Here is a 21,048-nt window from a genome sequence, read left to right on the forward strand (position 1 = left end):
CCCCTTAGACCAAGTGAGAGAAAGGCAAGCCGATGTGTGGAATTACGGGCTGGATCTCGTTCGACCGTGATCTGGAGCAGCAGCGCACCCAGCTGGACGCGATGACGCAGACCATGGCCTGCCGGGGACCGGACGCCGGCGGCGCCTGGATCGAGCGGCACGCGGCCTTCGGGCACCGGCGGCTGTCGGTCATCGACCTGGAGGGCGGCGCCCAGCCCATGGTGGTGCCGACCGACAACGGGCCGGTGTCGATCACCTACAGCGGTGAGGTCTACAACTTCAAGGAGCTGCGGGCCGAGCTGGTGCGCCGCGGCCACCGCTTCCGGACCGACAGCGACACCGAGGTGGTGCTCAACGGCTACGTCGAGTGGGGCGAGGCCCTCGCCGACCGGCTCAACGGCATCTACGCCTTCGCCATCTGGGACTCCCGCGTCGAGAAGCTCGTCCTGATCCGCGACCGGATGGGCGTCAAGCCCCTCTACTTCTACGAGACCGAGGACGGGGTGCTGTTCGGCTCCGAGCCGAAGGCGATCCTCGCCAACTCGCTGTCGGAGCGGGCGGTCGACCTCGCCGGGCTGCGGGAGCTGGTCAGCTTCACCCAGACGCCGGGAAGCTCGCTGTGGGTCGGGATGCGCGAGGTGGTGCCGGGGGGCATCGTCATCGTGGACCGCGCCGGCCTGCGCGAGCGCCGCTACTGGACGCTGCCCACCCGGCAGCACACCGATGACCTGAAGACCACCATCGGCAACGTGCGGGACCTGCTCGAGGACATCGTGAACCGCCAGGTCGTCTCCGACGTACCGCGGTGCACCCTGCTCTCCGGCGGTCTGGACTCCAGCGTGATCACCGCGCTGGCCGCCGCCAAGCTCGGCGAGTCCGGCGAGAAGGTGCGCAGCTTCGACGTCGACTTCGTCGGACGGGCGGACGACTTCGTCGCCGACGAGCTGCGCGGCACGACGGACGCCCCCTACGCCCGGGAGGTGGCCGCCCGCGCCGGAACGCAGCACCAGTCGATCGTGCTCGACCACGCCTCGATCGCCGACCCGGACATCCGGCGGAAGGTCATCACCGCGCGGGACAGTCCGCTCAGCCTCGGCGACATGGACACCTCGCTCTACCTGCTGTTCCAGGCCATTCGCCAGCACTCCACGGTGGCCCTGTCCGGGGAGTCCGCGGACGAGGTCTTCGGCGGGTACCGGTGGTTCCACCAGCCGGAGGTCCAGGCCGCGAAGACCTTCCCCTGGATGGCGGTCTTCGTCAGCGGTGCCAAGGCCCAGGTGTCCGACCGGTTCAACCCGGGCATCACCGCCGCCCTCGACCTGCCGACGTACATCGCCGACCAGTACTCCGCCGCGGTCGGGGAGGTCGAGCGGGCGGAGGGCGAGAGCGACCACGAGATGACCATGCGCACGATGAGCCACCTGCACCTGACCCGTTTCGTGCGGATGCTCCTGGAGCGCAAGGACCGGATCAGCATGGCGGTCGGGCTGGAGGTCCGGGTCCCGTTCTGCGACCACCGGCTCGTGGAGTACGTCTACAACGCGCCGTGGTCGATGAAGACCTTCGACGGCCGGGAGAAGAGCCTGCTGCGCGCCGCGACCGCCGACCTGCTGCCCCAGTCGGTGCTGGAGCGGACGAAGGCCCCCTACCCGGCGACGCTGGACCCGCAGTACACGAGCGCGCTGCTGCAGCAGTCCAAGGAACTGCTGACGACCGACGACCCGGTCTTCGACATGGTCGACCGCAGCTGGCTGCAGGACATCGTCCAGCAGGACTCGGCCAACATGCCGCTCGACGTCCGCAACGGCATGGAGCGCGTGCTCGACCTGAGCACCTGGCTGGACATCTACCGCCCCGAACTGCGCCTCTGACACGGGAATTGAGGAAATCGAGATGGGAACGAACCACGCTCGGCCCGAGGGGCTCGAGACCGACTCCGAGACCGACTCCGACCTGCGCGCCCGGCACCGTGCCGTCGTGGCCGACTACATGAGCCGCAAGGGCGAGACCCGCAAGACGCGCTACCTGCTCTTCGCCGAGGACGGCAGCGCCGGCCTGTGGACCAGCGACACGGGGCAGCCGATCACCTCCCAGGGGCACGAGAAGCTCAAGGCGCACGGCGAGTGGTCGCTGCGCATGTTCCCCGACTGGGAATGGTCGAACGTCCAGATCTTCGAGACGCAGGACCCCAACCAGTTCTGGGTCGAGTGCGACGGGGAGGGCCAGATCCTCTACCCCGAATACGAGCCCGGCCACTACACGAACCACTTCATCCACTCGTTCCTGCTCGAAGACGGAAAGATCAAGCAGAACCGCGAGTTCATGAACCCGCTCCAGCAGCTGCGAGCGCTGGGCATCGAGGTGCCGAAGGTCAACCGCGGCGGCATCCCCACCTAGGCCGTCGCCTTCGGCCCCCTTGCCGGATTCGGGCCGCCCACACTCACGACAAGGAGAATCCGATGGGATCTCAGCTCAACCCCTACATCGCCTTCGACGGGGATGCCCGGCAGGCGCTGGAGTTCTACCACGACATCCTCGGCGGAAAGCTGGAGCTGGGGACGTTCGGTGACTTCGGCAATCCGGAGTCGCCCGATGCCGACAAGATCATGCACGCCACGCTCAGCACCGCGGACGGTTTCACGGTGATGGCGTGGGACGTCCCGGAGCGGGTCCCCTTCAACCCGGGCACCAACGTCGCGCTCTACCTCGGCGGCGACGACGCCCGCCTCCGCGAGTACTTCGAGAAGCTCGCCGCCGGCGGCACCGTGGTGATGCCCCTCAAGCAGCAGAGCTGGGGCGACGAGGCGGGCACCCTCGTCGACAAGTTCGGGATCACCTGGATGTTCAACATCACCCAGGGCCGGTCCTGACCGGACCGCCGGGGTGCGGGGCGGGGCCGTCCGACGGCTCCGCCCCGCACCGGGAGCACGCAGCTTTATGTCCTGCCGCGGAAGACCGCGGCGAAGCGGTCCGGCCGGCAGTGGCCGGGAGTGGGGATGGTGAGGGATCCATGACAGTCGACGTCGACGTACAGGCCACCCGGAACGTGGTCGACCTGATCACCGGTGGGTGGAGGGCGCAGGCGCTCTACACCGCGGTCAAACTCGAACTGCCCGACCACATAGCGGCCGGCCGTGACTCCGGCGCCGAGCTCGCGAAGGCGACCGGGGCCAACGAGCAGGGCATCCACCGCCTGATGCGCCTCCTGGTGGCCATGGGCGTGTTCGAGGGCAGCGAGTCCACCGGCTACCGCGGTACCCCGGTGAGCGCGGCCCTGCTCGACGGCCCGCAGTCCCTGCGCGACATGTGCCTGCTGTACGGCGAGGAGTTCTACTCCGCGTGGAGCCACGCCCACCACGCCATCAGCACGGAGAGCTCGGGATTCGAGGTCGCCTACGGCCAGTCGCTCTACGAGTACCTCGGTCAGGACGCGGCCACCGCCCGGCGCTTCCAGCTCACCATGAACGCCGCGAGCATGTTCTTCCACCAGGTGCCCGAGGTCTTCGACTTCGCGGGCAAGACGGTCGTGGACGTGGGCGGGGGCGGCGGGCACCTGCTCGCCACGATCCTCGGCGCCGTCCCGGACGCCCGGGGCGTGCTCTTCGACCGCGAGCACATGATGCCGAAGGCGCGCGAGCACCTGGCCGCCACCGTCGGCCTGGACCGCGCCGAACTGGTCGGCGGCGACATGTTCGAGGACGTCCCGGCGGGCGGCGACGTCTACGTCCTGTGCCGCGTCCTGGCCGGCCACGACGACGAAGCCGTCGTCGGCCTCTTCGAGAGCATCCGCCGCGCCATGGCCGACTCCTCGTCGCGGGTGCTGATCCTCGACCGATTCGTCGAGGACGAGGACCCCACCGTGCTGCCCGCCCTGTGGGACCTGCACCTCCTGGTGACCACGGGCGGCGAACACCGCACCCTCGACCGGATCACGCGGCTGCTGCACCGGGCCGGCCTGGAGATCGACCGGGCCGCGGAGCTGCCCAGTGAGACGACCGCCCTGATCGTCGCGCCGCGCACCCCCGCGCACTCCTAGGGAAAGGAGACCTCCGGTGCTCACGATGGCCACCATCGGCGTCTACGGCTTCGACGCCGATTCCTACCTGCAACGACTTCAACAGGCCGGTGTGCGCCTGGTGCTCGACGTGCGCCAGCGCCGCGGCGTCCGCGGCCCGGACTACGCCTGGGCGAACTCACTGCGGCTGCAGGCCGCCCTCGCCGAGGCCGGGATCGCCTACGAGCACCACCGCGAACTCGCTCCGACCACCGAGCTGCGCCACCTCCAGTACGCCGAGGACGACCGCCAAGGCGTCGGAAAGCGCTCCCGCCACGAGCTCGCCGCCGAGTACACCCGCCGCTACACCAGCGAGATCCTCGACCCCGTCGACCTCGACCCGATCGTGTCGCGGCTGCCGGGCGACGGGACCGCCGCGCTGTTCTGCGTAGAGCGCGACGCGAAGGCCTGCCACCGGTCGCTGGTGGCCCGGCGCCTTGCCGAGGAGCACGACGTGGCGATCGAACACCTGGGGCCGCTGTGATGGACGAGATGCTTCCGCGCCCCGCGCGGCGACCGCGGATCGCGGTGTTCGCCGGACCGACGGCGACGATCCTGAACACACCGGACCTGGTCACGTCGAACAAGGCACGGGTGCGCCACGGTCTGCCGCTGCTCCCCTCCCGGTTCGACGTCCTGCGCTCCCAGCGCCTCGCGGCGCCCGTGACCCTGTACGTCGAGGCGTTCAGCGCGCACCCGCTCGAACGGGAGTCGGCCGACCTGTACGCCCCGCCGGACGGCTGGCTCGACAAGGAGGGAACGTTCCACCAGGAACGACCCTTCGACGACGCCACCCCGGTGTACGTCGTCGAACTCGATCCGGCCGACGGTCTCTACCCCCTCCCCTACATGGGCAGGCAGGCGGACGGGTCCGCCTGGGAGGAGACCTCGGCGGCACCCTTCGCACCGGCGGCGGCTTCCCGGCAGACCTTCTACCCCGATGCCGGGCGGCTGTACGAGGAGATCGAACGGTTCGCACTCGCCGACCTCGGAAAGCCCGTCGAGCTCGGTTCGCTCGCCGACTTCGACTTCTTCCGCGCCGCTCCGTCGGGCGGATACACCACGGGCCCCGACGGCGAACGCCTCGGGCAGGACTTCTTCGTCTACTACCCGTACCACCTCCAGAGCGAGCCGGGCCTGGCGAACCTGGCCGAGGCCACCAACCAGGTCCAGGCCGTCCTCGACACGGGAGGGTTCACCGGTGTCCAGTGGCTGGAAGGGAGCCCGACCGTCGACGAGACCCTGTACTGGCTCGGGCTGCTGATCGACACCACGGTGCCGCTCGTCGGGCACGCGGCCCAGCGCCGCCACCAGTCCGCGAGCGCCGACGGCGACCGCAACGTGGTGGACGGCGTGAAGTTCATCGCGTCGGGCGTCGCCCTGGACGAAACGGGCGTGGACCGCATCGGTGCCTGCGTGATCGTCGACGAACTCGTGTACTCGGCCCGCGACGTGACCAAGGTCGACGCCCGGCCCGGCGGGTACGAGGTCACCGGCGGGCACGGAGGCGTGGTCGCCGACATGGGCGGCTACGGTCCCCCGCAGCTCACCTACCTTCCGGCGCGCAGGCACACCCACCGCTCGGAGCTGCGCCTGAGCGTGCTCCCCGACCGGGTGAGCGGCGTCACCGGGGCCCTGGACACCGGCGTGTCCCTGGTCGACGTGGAGACGAAGGACGCCGGCGGGCTCGTCGCCGCCGCCATGCCGCACGTCTCGATCACCAAGTACAGCCGGTACGCGGCCACGGGCGCGGCCTGCGACCATCCGTCCCTCTCCGACGACGAGGTCGAGATCCTCGCCCGGATCGACGCCGGCCTCGCGGGCGCCCCGCTGACCGGATTCGTCTGTGAGGGCATGTCACCGTTCGGGATGGCCGACCCGGCGAAGAACGCGGCGCTGGGCGTCGCCGTCTTCGCCGGCATGCCGGTGGTCCGTACCGGTCGCGGCAACACCGGGGGCATGGCGTACCGGATGGATCCGGCGTTCATCTCGGGCAACAACCTCACGGCCACCAAGGCGCGCCTGCTCCTGATGGCGGCGCTGCTCAAGTTCGGTGCCCTGCCGCCGGCCGCGGACCCGTTCAACCCGACTCCCGCCGAGTACGCGGCCACCGTACGGGCGGTCGCCCGGTACCAGGTCCTGTTCGACACACACTGACACCACTTCTGGGACGGAACGCATGGATACGTACGAGTACGTGGTGGCCGACGTCTTCACCAAGGTCCCGCTGGAAGGAAATCCGACCGCTGTCTTCCTGGACTCCTCCGGCCTGTCCGGCGAGCGCATGCAGCAGATCGCGAAGGAGATGCACCTGTCCGAGACGGTCTTCGTCCTCCCCGCGGAGGACGACGGCGATGTGCGGGTCCGCATCTTCACCCCCGTCAACGAGCTGCCGTTCGCCGGGCATCCGACCCTGGGCACGGCCATCGTGCTCGGCGAGTCGCACGCCCCGAAGGAGCTCCGGATGGAGACCGCCATGGGCACCGTCGCGTTCGAACTCGAACGGAACGACGAGGGCCGGGCCGACGCGGCCGGCATGTGGCAGCCCGTCCCGACGTGGGAGGCCTACGACCGCGCGGACGAGCTGCTCGCCGCGCTCGACCTGACGGCCACCGGCAGCACGCTGCCGGTCGAGGTCTACTACAACGGGCCGCGGCACGTGTTCGTCGGCCTGGACGGCGTGCCCGCGCTCTCCGCCCTGAAACCGGACCACAGGAGTCTGTCGAGGCTGCCCGACATGGCCGCCAACTGCTTCGCCGGCTCGGGCACCCACTGGAGACTGCGGATGTTCTCGCCCGCCTACGGCGTGGTGGAGGACGCGGCCACGGGCTCGGCCGCCGGGTCGCTCGCCGTACACTTGGCCCGGCACGGCCTGATCCCCTTCGGGGAGTGGATCAGCATCCGCCAGGGGGTCGAAATGGGCCGCCCCTCGACGATGCACGCCCGGGCCATGGGGACGCCGGAGCGGATCGATTCGGTGCATGTGGCGGGATCCGCCGTGGTCATCGCACGGGGAACGCTGTACGCGTGACCGGTCCACAGAGGAAGGGCGCCGCACGTGTCCGATGGTGACGGGTTGTTCGAGTTACCGACGTACGAAGCCGCCCCGCCGCCCACGGAGACCGCGGGGGCCACCGCGCCGCTGGCGGCGCGGATGCGGCCCCGGACGCTCGCCGAGGTGGTCGGCCAGGCGCACCTGCTGGGTCCCGGCGCGCCGCTGCGGCGGCTGGCGGAGGGCGGCGAGGCCTCGTCCGTCCTGCTCTACGGGCCCCCCGGCACCGGGAAGACCACGATCGCGCGGCTGCTCGCCGCCGTCGACACCCGCCACTTCGTCGCCTTGTCGGCGCTGTCCAGCGGGGTCAAGGAACTGCGCGAGGTGATGAACGAGGCGCGCCTGCGCCGGGACCGCCAGAACCGGCGGACCGTGCTGTTCATCGACGAGGTGCACCGCTTCTCCAAGAACCAGCAGGACGCCCTGCTCGGGGCAGTCGAGGACCGGCTGGTGCTGCTGGTCGCCGCCACCACGGAGAACCCGTCGTTCTCGGTGGTGACGCCGCTGCTCTCGCGGATGCTGGTGCTCCAGCTCCAGTCCCTGGACGAGGAGGACCTCCGCGCCCTGGTGCGGCGGGCGGTGAAGGACGAGCGCGGCCTCGCCGGTTCGGTCTCGCTGTCCCCCGAGGCCGAGGACGCCCTGGTGCGCCTCGCGGCGGGCGATGCCCGCAGCGCGCTGACCGCGCTGGAGGCGAGTGCCGACGGGGTGAGCGACACCGGCGGCACCGTGATCGACGTACCGGCCGTTGAACGGGCCGTCGCCGGGACCATCGTGCGCTACGACCGGCAGGGCGATCAGCACTACGACGTCATCAGCGCGTTCATCAAGTCGATCCGCGGCTCGGACCCCGACGCCGCGCTGCACTACCTGGCCCGCATGCTCGTGGCCGGGGAGGATCCGCGGTTCATCGCGCGCCGGCTGCTGGTGCACGCCAGTGAGGACGTCGGACTGGCCGACCCCACGGCGCTGCAGGCGGCCGTCGCGGCGGCGCAGACGGTCCAGCTGATCGGCATGCCCGAAGCCCGCCTCGCCCTCGCGCAGGCCACCGTGCACCTGGCCACGGCACCGAAGTCGAACGCGGTGATCACCGCGATCGACGAGGCCATGGCGGACGTCCGGGCGGGTGCCGTCGGCGAGATCCCCGCCCACCTGCGGTACGGCCGCTACGCGGGCGCCCGGGAGCTGGGCAACGCCATCGGCTACCGCTACCCCCACAAGGCCCCGGACGGGGTCCAGGAGCAGCAGTACCCGCCGGACGGACTCGTGGGGAAGGACTACTACCGCCCCACGCGGCACGGCGGGGAGCACATCCTGCACGAGCGCCTCGCCAAGCTCCGCCGTGTGATCCGGGGGGACCGGGGGTAGACCGGGGATAGCCCACTGCCCGTGCCGGTTCGACGGGCGCGGGCAGCGGGACGGACGCGGTCGCGTTACGCGACGGCGGTGCCTTCGAGCTCGACCAGCTGGCCGGGGATCGCCAGACGCGACACACCGAGCATGGTGGTGGTCGGCGCGACCTGGGCGGCACCCAGCTTGCCCGCCAGCACGCCGTAGTGCTGGAAGAGCAGGTCGACGTCGGTCGTGTAGACGTTGAGACGGACGAGGTTGGCGAGGGTCATGCCGGCCTCGGCGAGCACGGCTTCGATGTTGGCGATGCTCAGCGCGAGCTGGGCGGCCATGTCACCGTCGTGCTCGGGCTTGCCCTCGCTGCTCATCGCGGTCTGTCCCGAGATGTACAGGGTGCGCGAGTGTCCGGAGACGACCTCGCCCTGGTTGAAGCCCATCTCTACCGACCACGACACCGGGTTGACCGCAGTTCGTTCCATGTCGCACAAGCTCCATTCGGTTCACGTGAATGTACGGACGCCCATCGGCTCGGCAGCCGCCCAGCTCTGACGTCGTGTGAGCGAGCCTTGCAACTAAATACGACACCCTCGGTCATGTATTTCAGTTAAAATTCCTATGTGCGCGCTGACCGATTAGTCTCCTTAGTGCTACTTCTGCGCCAGCGCGGCCGGATGACCGCCGACACCCTGGCCCGCGAGCTGCGCGTGTCCACCCGTACGGTGCTGCGCGACGTGGAGGCACTGTCCGCGGCCGGCCTGCCGGTCTATGCCGAACGCGGCCGGCACGGCGGTTTCTCGTTGTTGCCCGATTTCCAGACAGCGCTCACCGGGCTGAATCACGATGAGGCGCTCGCCCTGGTGGTCGCCGGATCGCGGCGCGGATCGCAGCTGTTCGGCCTCGGCTCGGCGCTCGCCTCGGCCATGCTCAAACTGGTCGACGCACTGCCCGAAGGCCTTCGGGACTCGGCGGCCGGCGCGGCACAGCGGTTGCTCATCGACCCGGAGACCGACCTCCTCTCGCGCCGGGTGGTCGCGGACGAGGTGTCCGACAGCATCGTGGCGGAGATCCGCCACGCGGTGTTCGCCGGACGCAAACTGAACCTCAGTTACGCGGCGCAGGGCCAGGTCCCCAATTGGCGCACGGTGGACCCGATCGGCCTGGTCACCGTGCGCGGCCAGGGCTATCTGCTGGCCACGAGGTACGGCGCGGACCGCACGTACCGGCTGTCCCGGGTGCTGGCCGCCAAGGCGCTCGACGAACCCGCGCAGCGCCCGGACACCGTCGACCTGGACCGGGCCTGGCAGGAGCGGAACGCGCAGTTGCGGACCGGGGGCGACCAGGTCACCGTGCTGGTCCGGGTGGACCCGGCGCGGCGGGACCACCTGGTGGACACCGCGCTGGCCGTCCGTGACGAGGAGGCCCATGCGGACGGCTGGCTGAGGATGAGCGTGGTGTTCCAGGACGTGCGGCACGCCGAATGGGCCCTGTGGCAGCACGCCACGTACGCCGAGGTCCTGGCCCCGCAGGGGCTGCGCACTTCCCTGCACCATCGCGCCGCCACGATCGCCATCCGCTACGGGGGCGGACACGCCCCCCAGTAGGGGCCCGTCCGGTTTTCGAACAGGGTTGACCGAATTACGTTCTTGACGGACAGTCACCCTCTCGCCCAACATCAGGGCTCGCACTGACGCACGACGCACTGCCGTACCCACGCAGTAGCGCCTGCGCGCAGGCATGCTCACCCGCGCCACCCGCACGTTCCGCACACATCCCCAGTACGGAATCTCGGAGCCCCCACATGAGCCTGTCCGTCTCCCGGCGCATCGCCACCGTGACCGCCCTCGCGGTCGCCGGCCTGTTCGCCGCCACCGCCCCCGCCGCGCTCGCCTCGCCGACCTCGGTCGCCGCCGCGCCCACGCCGCCCGACATCCCGCTGGCCAACGTCAAGGCGCACTTGACGCAGTTGCAGTCGATAGCCACCGCCAACGGCGGCAACCGCGCGCACGGCAAGGCCGGTTACAAGGCCTCGATCGACTACGTGAAGGCCAAGCTCGACGCGGCCGGCTTCACGACCACCCTGCAGACCTTCACCTCCAGCGGTGCCACCGGCTACAACCTGATCGCCGACTGGCCGGGCGGCGACCCCAATTCGGTCCTGATGTCCGGCGCCCACCTCGACTCGGTGTCCTCCGGCGCGGGCATCAACGACAACGGCTCCGGCAGCGCGGCCGTCCTGGAGACCGCGCTCGCCGTCTCCCGGGCCGGCCTCACGCCGACGAAGCACCTGCGCTTCGGCTGGTGGGGCGCGGAGGAGCTGGGCCTGGTCGGGTCGAAGTACTACGTCACCAACCTGCCGACGGCAGAGCGGGCGAAGTTCTCCGGCTACCTGAACTTCGACATGATCGGCTCGCCGAACCCGGGCTACTTCGTCTACGACGACGACCCCACGATCGAGCAGACCTTCAAGAACTACTACGCGGGCCTCGGTGTCCCCACCGAGATCGAGACCGAGGGCGACGGCCGCTCGGACCACGCGTCGTTCAAGAACGTCGGCATCCCCGTGGGCGGCCTGTTCACCGGCGCCAGCAACAGCAAGACGGCGGCGCAGGCGACGAAGTGGGGCGGCACCTCCGGTCAGGCCTTCGACCGCTGCTACCACTCCTCGTGCGACAACACGTCGAACATCAACGACACCGCCCTGGACCGCAACTCCGACGCCATCGCCTACGCGATCTGGAACCTCGGGTTCGCCGTCCCGGTCCCGCCGGGCCCGTCCTTCGAGAACACGGCCGACGTGAACATCCCGGACTCCCCGGCCGCCGCGGTGAACTCGCCGATCACGGTCTCGGGCGTCACGGGCAACGCGCCGGCCACCACCAAGGTCGACGTGAACATCGTCCACACCTACATCGGTGACCTGGTGGTCGACCTGGTCGCCCCCGACGGCACCCTGTACAACCTGCACAACCGCACCGGCGGCAGCGCGGACAACATCGTCAAGTCCGTCACGGTCAACGCCTCCTCCGAGGTCGCCAACGGCGTCTGGAACCTCCGGGTCAAGGACGTCGCGGCGCAGGACGTCGGCTACATCAACAGCTGGAAGATCACCTTCTAGGGCACCAACCCCTGAAGTGGTCTAGTCCTTTGGGGCTCCGGTGTGATCTCATCGGATCATGCCGGAGCTCCTCGCTGCCCTGTTCACCCTGATCGCCCAGGCTCTCGCGGCCCTCAACCCCGCACTGCTCGTGCGCAGGCGCCGCCGGCTGGCGCGGCTGGCGGACCACGCGCAGGGCCTCCCCGTCCTCGTCCCCTGCGATCTGCGCGACCGCGAACTGACGGGGAGCGCCTGGTCCGAGGGCCACCTGAAACTGCCGCTGGGCACCACGGGCGAGCCGGTCCGCTGGCTCGCCGAGGACACCGCAAGCACCGTGGGCTCCACCACGCCGGTGCCGGTGGACTTCCCGCCCCTGGAGGCCGTCTCCGCCGACGAGCTCAGCGTCGCGTTCCGCTCCGCCGACGGGGCCACCGAGCTGCGGCTGCACCCGGACGAGGCCCCGATGGTGCTGCGTGTCCTACGTGTCCTGCGCGAGGCCCCGTAGCGAGGCCGACAGCGGCTCCTGGATCCGGGCGCGCAGCTCCTCCGCGACCGCCTCGACATCCGCGCGGCCCAGCTTCGCGGCCTCGACCAGATCGCCGAGTTCCTCCGGCGAGGGCAGCTGCTTGGCCCCGGCGACCCGCAGGTACGAGCGGGTGGCGGCGGCGGCGTAGAACTCGTTCATCGGGGATTCCAGCGCCGGGCACACGGCGAGGGTGTGCAAAAACGCGGCGGCCCGCCACGCGGTGTCCGGGGCGGGCTGTTCGGGGACCAGGACGAGGTCGTTCTGGTGGCGGGCCACGGCGGCGGCCACTCCGGACGGATCCCATACGGCGGGATCGGACGGGAGATGGTGGGCCAGAGCGGTCCAGGCCCACTCCATGGTGATCTTCAATGCCCGAACCGCTCCTGGAAGTAGCCCCAGTGGTCGGCGAACTCCTCGATCCCGGACAGGAAGTTCTTCCGGTCCTCGTCGAGCTCGCGTTCCGTGACTTCGGTGATCAGCGCGGTGACCGTCGTGCCCAGGGCCGCCGCGCGCGCCTTCAGGCGTTCGTGGAACTCTTCTTCCAGGCGGATGGTGACGTGTCTCGACATGCTTTTCACGGTACAGCGGGGCTGCTGTACACAGGGCCGGAACGGCCCAAGGGTGGGCAGGGACACAGTCCCCGCCCACCCTTGGGTGCCGGTATCGCCTACGCGTCGGCGTCGGCCCCTACTTGTTGGCGTCGGCCGCCTTCACCAGCTCGGCCTTGGTGACCGCGCCGACGTAGACCTTGCCGTCGTCGGTGATCAGGGCGTTGACCACGCGGGTCTTCAGGACGCGGCCCTCGCCGAACTTCCCGGAGACCTTCTCCCCGAGCGAGTGGAGGAACTGCGAGGCACCCTTGGGGGCGTTCTTGTCCTTGGCCGCGTCGTCCAGACCCTTGAGGGTGTTGGTCGCGCCGGTCTCGATCCGTGCGATCGAGGTCCAGCCCTCGCCGAGGACCTTCGGCTCGCCCTTGGCACCCGCGGCGCCGCCGGTCAGGCCGTCCAGACCGGGGATGGCCCCCAGCGCGTCCAGGCCCTTGTCCTTGCCGTCCTTGCCGTCCTTGCCGTGCTCGCCGGCCGCGCCCTCGGTCACCTTGGCGTCCTTGGGCGGGGTGAAGGCGAAGGTGTCGGCGGCGGGCTTGGCGAAGTCCACCTTGGTGAAGCCGGCGTCCACGATCGGCTTGCCGCCGTCGGTGGAGAGCAGCTGCACGCGCAGCGGCATGCCGTTCTTCGCGTCCACCGCGATCTTCACCGAGGCGACCGTCGAACCGGTCCCCTTCGGCTTCAGGACCAGCTGGTAGGCGTCGCGCCCGGCCACCTGGGCCGTGTCGCCGACGCTGACGTCGGTGGTCGGTCCGGCGGCCTCCAGGATCTCCTGGGCGATCTCCTGCGGGGTGCCCGGGAGCCCCTCGCCGGTCTTGCGCTCGGAGCTCTTGCCGCCCTTGTCGGCGTCGGCCTTGTCGCCCTTGTCGGAGGGAGCCTTCTCGTGGAAGACCTCCTTCGACTTGGAGTCGTATCCCCAGACGTCGTCGCCGTTGTGGACGAGGCTGTACTCGTCCTTGCCGTCGACGAAGGTGAGCTTCTGGCGGTCCGGCCCGTCGGCGGCCACGCGGAAGGTGTGGGTGCCGCTCACCAGCTGGGAGAGCTTTTCCTGCGGGTCCGCGGAGCCGCCGGTCACGCCGCCACCGCCGCCCAGCAGGCCGGCCGGCAGGCTCGGCAGTCCCAGGTCCGTGCTGATCTTGGCGCTGCCGGACAGCTGCTGCACGTCCGAGGCCGCGATCTTCTCGATGAGCTGCTGGGCCGTCACCTTCGGAAGGTCCGGTCCCCCGGCGTTCGCGAAGGCCGGAACCATCGCGATCGTGCCGGCGACCACACCGAACACCGCGACCGGTACGGCGTACCGAGCGGCCTTGCGGGTCTTTGCGTTCGTTCCCATGTCTGTCTGCCCTACCTCTGTGTGTACGGCGGCGACCTACCCGTCTTGTATGTGGTCGACAAACGCGACCACGTCCACCCCTCGCCGCCACTCTCACCCGATCTGGTGGGGATGTGCCTCTATCTGACCAAAGAAGAGGGGGTCGGGGCGTCAGCCCCCGGAGCCAACTGTGCGTACGCCCCAGGGATGACATGACGAGGGCCCGGCCTCCCCCACCCGTAGGGGTTGCCGGGCCCTCGCCCCTGCTTTCTGCTTGCCCGGTGCCCCGCGATCAGCCCGCGCGGTGGACCACGGCGTCGCAGAGCTCCACCAGCGCCGACTTCGCGAAGCAGTCGGGCAGCGGGGCCAGCGTGGCCCGCGCCTCCTCCGCGTACCGCACGGTGTCCTTGCGGGCCCGTTCCAGGGCCGGGTGGACCCGCAGCCGGGCGAGCACCTCGGCGTGCCGGGCGTCGTCCGTCAGATCGCCGTCCAGGAGCCGTACGAGCTCCAGGTCGTCGGGGTCGCCGCCCTGGGCCGCCATCTCCCGCAGCCGCAGGACCGGCAGCGTCGGGATGCCCTCGCGCAGGTCGGTCCCGGGGGTCTTGCCGGACTCGTGCGAGTCGGAGGCGATGTCCAGGACGTCGTCGGCGAGCTGGAAGGCGGTGCCGAGCCGCTCGCCGTACTGGGTCAGGATGTCGACGACCGACTCGTCGGCGCCGGACATCATCGCGCCGAAGCGGCCGGAGACCGCGATCAGCGATCCGGTCTTGCCGGCGATGACGTCGAGGTAGTGCTCGACCGGGTCGCGGCCGTCGCGCGGGCCGGCCGTTTCCAGGATCTGGCCCGTCACCAGGCGCTCGAAGGCCTCGGCCTGGACCCGTACGGCCTCGGGACCGAGGTCCGCCAGGATGTGCGAGGCCCGGGCGAACAGGAAGTCACCCGTCAGGACGGCCACGGAGTTGCCCCAGCGGGCGTTGGAGCTCTCCACGCCGCGGCGCACGTCCGCCTCGTCCATGACGTCGTCGTGGTAGAGCGTCGCCAGGTGGGTGAGCTCCACGACCACGGCGGAGGGGACGATCCCGGGTGCGTAGGGATCGCCGAAGCGGGAGGCGAGCATCACCAGCAGCGGCCGGAACCGCTTGCCGCCGGCGCGGACCAGGTGCTGTGCGGCCTCGGTGATGAAGGGGACTTCGCTCTTGGTGGCTTCCAGCAGACCCGCCTCGACGGCGGCCAGTCCGGCCTGGACATCGGTCTCAAGAGCCTGGTCCCGCACGCTCAGTCCGAACGGCCCGACGACGGTCACGAGGGGTACTCCTGTCTGCTGACGATCACCTTGACGATCACACGGATTGTCGATGTGTCGCTGCCATCACTCAAGCCAGCGTATCGGGTCTGTTTTCGATCACCCAGGGCACCCGTCCGGCCACGTGCCGCGTACCGACCGGGCGGCGCCCCATGCGCCCCGGTATGTTCTAGAGCAGCCGAAACAACCGGAGAATGCGTTTTGTCCAGAACTTCTACCGAAATAGACGAGCCTTCCGACCCGGAGGCCGACCAGCCGCCGCCCGGCGACGACCACGCCTTCCTCGGGCACCCCAGGGGCCTGGCCACGCTCTCCGGACTGGAGGTCTGGGAGCGCTTCTCGTTCCTGGGCATGCAGGCCATCCTCGTCCTGTACTTCGCGGACACGGTGGCCAACGGCGGCCTGGGGATGAATCCGGGCACCGCGGCCTCCGTCTCGGCGGCCTACGGGACCATGGTCTACCTCGTCTCCGTCGCCGGCGGGTGGCTCGCCGACCGGATCCTCGGTTCGTACCGCGCCGTCCTCTGGGGCGGCATCCTGATCGCCTGCGGCCACTACGCGATGGCCGTGCCGACCGCCGCCATGACCTGGGTGGGCCTCGGCCTGATCAGCGCCGGCACCGGCCTGCTGAAGCCGAACGTGGCCAGCATGGTCGGCAAGCTGTACAAGACGGACGACGACCGGCGCGACGCCGGCTTCGCCCTCTACTACATGGGCATCAACATCGGCGCCTTCGCCGGCCCCCTGATCACCGCCTGGCTCGGCGAGCACCAGGGCTGGCACTGGGGCTTCTCGGCCGCCGCGATCGGCATGACCGCCGGCCTGATCCAGTACGTGGTCGGCCGCCGCCACCTGGCGGGACGCAAGCACTCCGCCGAGTTCGCGCTGGCGCCCGACGCGATGCGCTCGGCTGTGATGAAGATCATCGGCGGGATCCTGCTCTTCGCCGCGCTCGCCACTCTTCTGGCCCTGCTGGGCTGGCTGACGATGGACCGGTTCGTCGACCTGCTCACCCTGATCTCGGTGATCGCACCGATCGTGTACTTCGCGATCATGTTCCGCAGCGACCGGGTGACGCCCGCCGAGCGCGGCCGCCTGCGCCCCTACGTCGTGCTCTTCCTCGCCTCGGTGGCCTTCAACTTCATCCTCTTCCAGGCGTACTCGACGATGATGCTGCTCGCGTCGACGAACGCCCGCACCGAGATCCTCGGCTTCGCCTTCCCGGCCGGCTGGTACGCCTCCGCGCTCGGCGCGTTCGAGGTGCTCCTGGCCCCGGTCGTCGCCGCGCTGTGGGTCCGGATGGGCCACAAGCAGCCGCATGCCTCCAACAAGATCGCCATCGGCGTGATCCTGGGCGGCCTGTCCTTCCTCCTGATGGTCATCCCCACCTCGGGGCACACGGGCGACACGTACAAGATGGCCGCCTGGTGGATCGTCGGCTCCTACCTGCTGCTCGGACTCGGCGACGTCCTCCTCGAAACCTCCGGCATGTCGGCCACCACGAAGCTCGCCCCCAAGGCCTTCGCCAGCCAGACCATGGCCCTGTGGTTCCTCTCCCTCGCCCTGGCCAACGGCATCCAGGCGCAGGTGGTCAAGCTCTACGACCAGGTCTCCCACCCCGCCTACTTCGGCGTCAACGGCGCCATCGCCGTCGCGGTGGGACTGGCCGTGATCGCGCTCGCACCGTGGCTCAAGCGCACGATGCACCCGGTCCACTGACGCCCCTTGTTCGCCGACCCCGGTTGTCCACTGACCCTCCCGAGGAGATGGGCGAGATAACTCCGATGATCATCCGTACCGATTTCCCCTACGGGACCACCCACGAGGACGTCCGGATCCCCCTCCCGGACGGCACCGAGCTGTACGCCCGCATCTGGCGGCCGGTCACCGACGAGCCCGTCCCGGCGCTGCTGGAGTACCTCCCGTACCGCCTCACCGACTGGACCGCCCCGCGCGACTGGCAGCGCCACCCCTGGTACGCGGGCCACGGCTACGCCTCCGTACGGGTCGACGTGCGCGGCCACGGCAACAGCGGCGGCGACCCGGGCGACGAGTACGACGCCCAGGAACTCGCCGACGGCGTCGCGGTCGTCGAATGGCTGGCGGCCCAGCCCTGGTGCACGGGCTCGGTCGGCATGTTCGGCATCTCCTGGGGCGGCTTCAACAGCCTCCAGATCGCCGCCCTGGCCCCCGAACCCCTCAAGGCGATCGTCACCGTCTGCTCCACGGACGACCGCTTCGACAACGACGTGCACTACATGGGCGGCTCCCTCCTCGCCGTGGACATGCACGCGTGGGCGGCGACCATGCTCGCCTTCGCCTCCCGCCCGCCGGACCCGCTCTACGCGGGCGAGGGCTGGCGCGACCAGTGGCTCTCACGCCTGGGCGCGGTGGAACCCCTCCTCCACACCTGGCTCTCCCACCAGACCCGCGACGCGTACTGGCGCCACGGCTCCGTCTGCGAGGACTACGCCGCGATCGGCGCGGCCGTCCTGGCGGTCGGCGGCTGGCACGACCCGTACCGCGACACGGTGCTCCGCCTGGTCTCCGCCCTGCCCGCCGACCGGGTCCGCGGCCTGATCGGCCCCTGGTCGCACCAGTACCCCGACCGGGGACTGCCCCCGGGCCCCGCGATCGGCTTCCTCCAGGAGACCCTGCGCTGGTGGGACCACTGGCTCAAGGGCAAGGACACCGGCGTCATGTCCGAACCCCTCCTCCGCTCCTGGATCTCCGAGTCCCACCCACCGGCGACCACCTACCCGACCCTCCCCGGCCGCTGGGTCGGCGACCCGTCCTGGCCCTCGCCGAACGTCGACCCCGTCACCTACGCCTTCCAGGGCGCGCCGGTGGTCGTCGCCTCCCCCCAGCACACGGGCCTGGACGCGGGCCGCTTCTTCCCCTTCGGCAACGACGCCGACCTGCCGCCCGACCAGCGCGAGGAGGACGCGAAGTCGGCCTGCTTCGAGTTCCCCGTCGGTGACGGCTCCGCCCCGGTCGAGATCCTGGGCCGCCCGGTGGTCAGACTCCGCCTGCGCATGGACGTCCCGTACGGCCAGGTCGTGGCCCGCCTCTGCGACGTGGCCCCGGACGGCTCCTCGACCCTGGTCACCCGCGGCGCGCTCAACCTCTCCGCCCGCCAGGGCCGGGACAAGGCGGTCCCGTGGCCGGTCGGCTCGTACGAGGACGTCGTCTTCGACCTGAACGGCATCGGCCACTCCTTCCCGCCCGGCCACCGCATCCGCCTGGCCCTCTCCTCGGCCTACTGGCCCTGGATCTGGCCCCGCGCCGGCTCGGAGGCGGGCTGGACCCTGGACCCGGCGGGCAGCGCGGTGGAACTCCCGGTCCGCGACGCCTCTGCCGAGGGGGACGCCATCCTCTTCGAGGCGCCGGAACAGTCGGAGCCCTTGGGCGTCTCGTACCCGGCGACCCTGGACGCCCCCCGGCCGGAACGGCTGGTCGTACGGGACGTCGCGCGCGGGGTGTGGCGCCTGGAGGTCGACCCGCGCTACGGCGGCACCCGGGTCTACCCCGACGGACTGGAGTTCAGCGAGGACGCGCTGGAGATCTACGAGATCCAGGAGTCGGACCCCTTGTCCGCCCGGACCCACTCCACCTGGACGGTGCGACTGCACCGGCCGGAGCTGGCCTGGGACGTCTCGGTGGTGACCCGCTCGGAAATCACGTGCGACGAGGGCGGCTTCCTGACGTCGAACGAGGTGGTGTGCCGCGAGGGCGACGAGGTCCTCTTCCACCGCACGTGGGAACGCCGGCTGCCGCGGGCGGCGGTGTAGCCGACCTCGGGGCCCCGGCGGCTGCCCGGGGCCCGGCGGCCGTCAGACGGCCTTGACGCCGTCCACGAAGGCCGCGAAGGCGGCGGCGGAGACGTCCAGCACGGGGCTGTCCGAGAGCTTGGAGTCGCGGACCGGCACGACACCGCGCGAGGCGACGAGGTTGGTGGCGACCTCGACGCACGCGCCGCCGTTCTCGCTGTAGGAGGACTTGAACCAGCGGGGGGTTTCGGTCGTCACGAGGTGCCCTTTCGTAGCTGACGGATCAAGGCCACCGATTCGGCTTGCGACGTGGCCTCAGCCTGAAGCTGATGGTAGGCGGTCAGCAAGGGCACAACAGAGGCGCTGTCCCGCTCAAGTTGCCCCCGCTGGGCGGACTCCGCATAGGAAACCAGGGAGCGGTTCTGCATGGTCAGAATGTAGAGCGGCAAGCTGAGTGGACGGCGGTCCCCCATGCTGAACCGTGCGATCTGGAGCACGGTGTTCGGCAGCGCCGCGAAGTCGATCAACTTGGCCAACTGGGCATCCATGGTGGCCGGGTCACCCACGGGTCGAAGCAAGCAACTCTCGTCCAGCACCACGAAGACCAGCGGCAGGGGAGTCCGGAGAAGTGCCGCCTGCCTCGCCGCTACGAGCGAGATCCGTTCCTCCGCCTGCTCTGCAGTGCTCGCGCCGCGCTCGACGGCCCGTTCGTTGAGGGCTGTCGCGTACTGCGGGGTCTGAAGGATTCCCGGCATGACGCCGACCTCGTAGAGCCTGATCTCCGCCGCCCGCGCCTCGTGCGTGACGTACTCCGGGAACCCCTCCAGGAGCGCCGTACTGCGCACGGCCCGACTCTGACGTTCGAGCCGGTCTCCGGTCCCGAACACCCTGTCACCACTTGCCGCAAAGCGATGAGTTGGGGAACGCCGACCGGTTTCCACTGCGGAAATATGCGATCCGGAGCACCCCATCCGCTCCGCGAGCTCGTCCTGCGTCCAACCGCGCTCATCCCGCAGTGCGCGCAGGCGCTGGCCAAACGCCGCTCCTGGGGACTTCTCGGGGTCCAGCTCTTTCCGATTCAACGAAGATCACCCAACTCCCCGGACAGATTGCGCAAGTTGAAGACCGTCCGACTCTAAGTCACGCTGAACTCGCTTGGTAGTGGAACAGCTACGGAGAGGCACCGACATGCGCGAAGCGGACTACCCTCCTGCCCCCGGAACCCTCGTGGTGGACACCAGCCGCGGCGACCTGGTCGGGGAGTTCCGGGGCCTCGCCGGCCCCTATTGGGCGCTGCGGCCCGTGCGCGGCGGGCCGGAGTGGGAGGCGGAGCCTCGTGACGTACGGCCCGCCGACCCGATGGAGCGGCTCCGCGCGGAGACGGCCCGGCGCAACGCGCGGAGCGCGGAGGGGCTGTTGTGAGCGACGGCCCGCTGGGCGAACTGCGGCGGATCGAGTCGGACCCCGCCTACCGGGAGCGGTTCCGCGAGCTGCTGGACGCGGCGCTGGTACGGCGGGCCGTCGCGGATGCCGTACGGGCACTGCGGGGGCTACTGGAGGCCCGTACGGCGGAGGAGACCTCGACCCTTGCCGTGACCCTCGGGGCGGTCGCCTGGACCTGCTGCCTGGCGTTCGCCGCCGCCCGGGGCGGGATCACGTGAGCGACGCGTGCGGCGCCTCCGGCGCGCTGTCCGCCGTCCACCTGGACGCGCTCGCCCGGCGGCCCGGAATCCTCCGGGAGGTACTCGACGCCGGACCGGAGCTGCGGTGCTCCCTGGGCCAGCACACCGGGCCCCACATGGACGTCCTCCACGAGGACCCGGCCCCGGGGAACACGCTATGGGCCCGCTGGCCCGGGGACGCGGTCCTCGCCCTCCCCGACTGCCCGGCGACCGGCTCCGGCGAGGGCTGCGGCCAGTACCTGTCCCACCCGGGCGGCCACACCTGGCAGGTCGCGGACCCCACGCTCTGAGGCTCTCGCCCCC

General features: G+C 70.4%; 23 protein-coding genes. 16 read left to right on the forward strand and 7 right to left on the reverse strand.

Going from position 1 to position 21,048, the window contains the following annotated elements; genetic code table 11:
• Nucleotides 1–32 precede the first annotated feature (32 nt).
• The 8 genes from asnB to OHA37_RS15475 all read left to right on the forward strand — a co-directional run bounded on the left by asnB (nucleotide 33) and on the right by OHA37_RS15475 (nucleotide 8,471).
• Complete coding sequence (gene asnB, locus OHA37_RS15440; protein WP_266905566.1) at nucleotides 33–1,871, forward strand: asparagine synthase (glutamine-hydrolyzing); 1,839 nt, start codon at nucleotides 33–35, stop codon at nucleotides 1,869–1,871.
• 22 nt (nucleotides 1,872–1,893) lie between these two features.
• Nucleotides 1,894–2,397, forward strand: a complete 504-nt coding sequence (locus OHA37_RS15445; protein ID WP_266905568.1) for a PhzA/PhzB family protein — start codon at nucleotides 1,894–1,896, stop codon at nucleotides 2,395–2,397.
• Nucleotides 2,398–2,459: 62 nt separating this feature from the next.
• The gene (locus OHA37_RS15450) at nucleotides 2,460–2,870 is read left to right on the forward strand and encodes a VOC family protein (RefSeq protein WP_266905570.1); all 411 of its coding nucleotides are present in this window, start codon (nucleotides 2,460–2,462) and stop codon (nucleotides 2,868–2,870) included.
• Between the two features lie 140 nt (nucleotides 2,871–3,010).
• The gene (locus tag OHA37_RS15455; RefSeq protein WP_266905572.1) at nucleotides 3,011–4,036 is read left to right on the forward strand and encodes a methyltransferase; all 1,026 of its coding nucleotides are present in this window, start codon (nucleotides 3,011–3,013) and stop codon (nucleotides 4,034–4,036) included.
• Between the two features lie 25 nt (nucleotides 4,037–4,061).
• On the forward strand, nucleotides 4,062–4,538 hold the full coding sequence (locus OHA37_RS15460) for a DUF488 domain-containing protein (RefSeq protein ID WP_266912812.1): 477 nt from the start codon (nucleotides 4,062–4,064) through the stop codon (nucleotides 4,536–4,538).
• Nucleotides 4,538–6,211, forward strand: coding sequence for an asparaginase domain-containing protein (locus OHA37_RS15465; RefSeq protein WP_266905574.1), 1,674 nt, complete (start codon nucleotides 4,538–4,540; stop codon nucleotides 6,209–6,211). Before OHA37_RS15460 ends, OHA37_RS15465 begins: the two co-directional genes overlap by 1 nt.
• A gap of 22 nt (nucleotides 6,212–6,233) precedes the next feature.
• Nucleotides 6,234–7,085, forward strand: coding sequence for a PhzF family phenazine biosynthesis protein (locus OHA37_RS15470; protein WP_266905576.1), 852 nt, complete (start codon nucleotides 6,234–6,236; stop codon nucleotides 7,083–7,085).
• Between the two features lie 45 nt (nucleotides 7,086–7,130).
• Complete coding sequence (locus OHA37_RS15475) at nucleotides 7,131–8,471, forward strand: replication-associated recombination protein A (protein WP_266905578.1); 1,341 nt, start codon at nucleotides 7,131–7,133, stop codon at nucleotides 8,469–8,471.
• 65 nt (nucleotides 8,472–8,536) lie between these two features.
• Here OHA37_RS15475 and OHA37_RS15480 read toward each other — a convergent pair whose 3' ends face one another.
• Entirely contained in the window at nucleotides 8,537–8,932 is a 396-nt protein-coding gene (locus tag OHA37_RS15480) for a RidA family protein (RefSeq protein WP_266905580.1), read from the reverse strand.
• Nucleotides 8,933–9,070: 138 nt separating this feature from the next.
• On the opposite strand from OHA37_RS15480, the gene OHA37_RS15485 reads away from it, so the two are divergent.
• The 3 genes from OHA37_RS15485 to OHA37_RS15495 all read left to right on the forward strand — a co-directional run bounded on the left by OHA37_RS15485 (nucleotide 9,071) and on the right by OHA37_RS15495 (nucleotide 12,052).
• On the forward strand, nucleotides 9,071–10,054 hold the full coding sequence (locus tag OHA37_RS15485) for a helix-turn-helix transcriptional regulator (protein ID WP_266905582.1): 984 nt from the start codon (nucleotides 9,071–9,073) through the stop codon (nucleotides 10,052–10,054).
• A 197-nt stretch (nucleotides 10,055–10,251) separates the two neighbouring features.
• Nucleotides 10,252–11,568, forward strand: coding sequence for a M28 family metallopeptidase (locus OHA37_RS15490; RefSeq protein WP_266905584.1), 1,317 nt, complete (start codon nucleotides 10,252–10,254; stop codon nucleotides 11,566–11,568).
• Nucleotides 11,569–11,626: 58 nt separating this feature from the next.
• The gene (locus tag OHA37_RS15495; RefSeq protein ID WP_266905586.1) at nucleotides 11,627–12,052 is read left to right on the forward strand and encodes a hypothetical protein; all 426 of its coding nucleotides are present in this window, start codon (nucleotides 11,627–11,629) and stop codon (nucleotides 12,050–12,052) included.
• On the opposite strand, the gene OHA37_RS15500 is transcribed toward OHA37_RS15495, so the two are convergent.
• The 4 genes from OHA37_RS15500 to OHA37_RS15515 form a co-directional block, all read right to left on the reverse strand.
• Nucleotides 12,026–12,442: a hypothetical protein gene (locus OHA37_RS15500; protein ID WP_266905588.1), complete on the reverse strand. Its 417-nt coding sequence runs from the start codon at nucleotides 12,440–12,442 to the stop codon at nucleotides 12,026–12,028. The two genes, OHA37_RS15495 and OHA37_RS15500, sit on opposite strands and share 27 nt — an antisense overlap.
• Complete coding sequence (locus OHA37_RS15505) at nucleotides 12,439–12,642, reverse strand: ribbon-helix-helix domain-containing protein (RefSeq protein WP_239516343.1); 204 nt, start codon at nucleotides 12,640–12,642, stop codon at nucleotides 12,439–12,441. Before OHA37_RS15505 ends, OHA37_RS15500 begins: the two co-directional genes overlap by 4 nt.
• A gap of 118 nt (nucleotides 12,643–12,760) precedes the next feature.
• Nucleotides 12,761–14,011, reverse strand: a complete 1,251-nt coding sequence (locus tag OHA37_RS15510; protein ID WP_266905594.1) for a LolA family protein — start codon at nucleotides 14,009–14,011, stop codon at nucleotides 12,761–12,763.
• Nucleotides 14,012–14,282: 271 nt separating this feature from the next.
• Entirely contained in the window at nucleotides 14,283–15,293 is a 1,011-nt protein-coding gene (locus OHA37_RS15515; RefSeq protein ID WP_266905596.1) for a polyprenyl synthetase family protein, read from the reverse strand.
• A gap of 201 nt (nucleotides 15,294–15,494) precedes the next feature.
• Here OHA37_RS15515 and OHA37_RS15520 point away from each other — a divergent pair, with 201 nt between their 5' ends.
• Together OHA37_RS15520 and OHA37_RS15525 are read left to right on the forward strand one after the other, a co-directional pair.
• Entirely contained in the window at nucleotides 15,495–17,012 is a 1,518-nt protein-coding gene (locus OHA37_RS15520; protein WP_266905598.1) for a peptide MFS transporter, read from the forward strand.
• Nucleotides 17,013–17,077: 65 nt separating this feature from the next.
• The gene (locus tag OHA37_RS15525; RefSeq protein ID WP_266912814.1) at nucleotides 17,078–19,084 is read left to right on the forward strand and encodes a CocE/NonD family hydrolase; all 2,007 of its coding nucleotides are present in this window, start codon (nucleotides 17,078–17,080) and stop codon (nucleotides 19,082–19,084) included.
• A gap of 42 nt (nucleotides 19,085–19,126) precedes the next feature.
• Here the strand turns inward: OHA37_RS15525 and OHA37_RS15530 are convergent, their stop codons facing one another.
• Nucleotides 19,127–19,321 carry a DUF397 domain-containing protein gene (locus tag OHA37_RS15530; protein ID WP_266905600.1) on the reverse strand — a complete coding sequence of 65 codons (195 nt, stop codon included), beginning with the start codon at nucleotides 19,319–19,321 and terminating at the stop codon, nucleotides 19,127–19,129.
• Nucleotides 19,318–20,145: a helix-turn-helix domain-containing protein gene (locus OHA37_RS15535; protein ID WP_266905602.1), complete on the reverse strand. Its 828-nt coding sequence runs from the start codon at nucleotides 20,143–20,145 to the stop codon at nucleotides 19,318–19,320. The genes OHA37_RS15530 and OHA37_RS15535 overlap by 4 nt, the downstream gene beginning before the upstream one ends.
• Before the next feature lie 106 nt (nucleotides 20,146–20,251).
• Here OHA37_RS15535 and OHA37_RS15540 point away from each other — a divergent pair, with 106 nt between their 5' ends.
• The 3 genes from OHA37_RS15540 to OHA37_RS15550 are packed head-to-tail and all read left to right on the forward strand — an operon-like array spanning nucleotide 20,252 to nucleotide 21,035.
• Entirely contained in the window at nucleotides 20,252–20,485 is a 234-nt protein-coding gene (locus OHA37_RS15540) for a hypothetical protein (RefSeq protein WP_266905604.1), read from the forward strand.
• Nucleotides 20,482–20,724, forward strand: a complete 243-nt coding sequence (locus OHA37_RS15545; protein ID WP_266905606.1) for a hypothetical protein — start codon at nucleotides 20,482–20,484, stop codon at nucleotides 20,722–20,724. Before OHA37_RS15540 ends, OHA37_RS15545 begins: the two co-directional genes overlap by 4 nt.
• Nucleotides 20,721–21,035 (forward strand): hypothetical protein, encoded by a 315-nt coding sequence (locus OHA37_RS15550; RefSeq protein WP_266905608.1) that lies wholly within the window; start codon nucleotides 20,721–20,723, stop codon nucleotides 21,033–21,035. The genes OHA37_RS15545 and OHA37_RS15550 overlap by 4 nt, the downstream gene beginning before the upstream one ends.
• Nucleotides 21,036–21,048: the final 13 nt, after the last annotated feature.

This window comes from Streptomyces sp. NBC_00335 (assembly GCF_036127095.1).
GTDB lineage: Bacteria > Actinomycetota > Actinomycetes > Streptomycetales > Streptomycetaceae > Streptomyces.

Coding starts and splice junctions, on each gene's coding strand:
- OHA37_RS15490 (WP_266905584.1), top strand. CDS start 10,252: ATGAGCCTGTCCGTCTCCCGGCGCATCGCCACCGTGACCGCCCTCGCG.
- OHA37_RS15540 (WP_266905604.1), top strand. CDS start 20,252: ATGCGCGAAGCGGACTACCCTCCTGCCCCCGGAACCCTCGTGGTGGAC.
- OHA37_RS15495 (WP_266905586.1), top strand. CDS start 11,627: ATGCCGGAGCTCCTCGCTGCCCTGTTCACCCTGATCGCCCAGGCTCTC.
- OHA37_RS15455 (WP_266905572.1), top strand. CDS start 3,011: ATGACAGTCGACGTCGACGTACAGGCCACCCGGAACGTGGTCGACCTG.
- OHA37_RS15480 (WP_266905580.1), bottom strand. CDS start 8,932: ATGGAACGAACTGCGGTCAACCCGGTGTCGTGGTCGGTAGAGATGGGC.
- OHA37_RS15445 (WP_266905568.1), top strand. CDS start 1,894: ATGGGAACGAACCACGCTCGGCCCGAGGGGCTCGAGACCGACTCCGAG.
- OHA37_RS15470 (WP_266905576.1), top strand. CDS start 6,234: ATGGATACGTACGAGTACGTGGTGGCCGACGTCTTCACCAAGGTCCCG.
- OHA37_RS15465 (WP_266905574.1), top strand. CDS start 4,538: ATGGACGAGATGCTTCCGCGCCCCGCGCGGCGACCGCGGATCGCGGTG.
- OHA37_RS15510 (WP_266905594.1), bottom strand. CDS start 14,011: ATGGGAACGAACGCAAAGACCCGCAAGGCCGCTCGGTACGCCGTACCG.
- OHA37_RS15525 (WP_266912814.1), top strand. CDS start 17,078: ATGATCATCCGTACCGATTTCCCCTACGGGACCACCCACGAGGACGTC.
- OHA37_RS15505 (WP_239516343.1), bottom strand. CDS start 12,642: ATGTCGAGACACGTCACCATCCGCCTGGAAGAAGAGTTCCACGAACGC.
- OHA37_RS15450 (WP_266905570.1), top strand. CDS start 2,460: ATGGGATCTCAGCTCAACCCCTACATCGCCTTCGACGGGGATGCCCGG.
- asnB (WP_266905566.1), top strand. CDS start 33: ATGTGTGGAATTACGGGCTGGATCTCGTTCGACCGTGATCTGGAGCAG.
- OHA37_RS15460 (WP_266912812.1), top strand. CDS start 4,062: ATGGCCACCATCGGCGTCTACGGCTTCGACGCCGATTCCTACCTGCAA.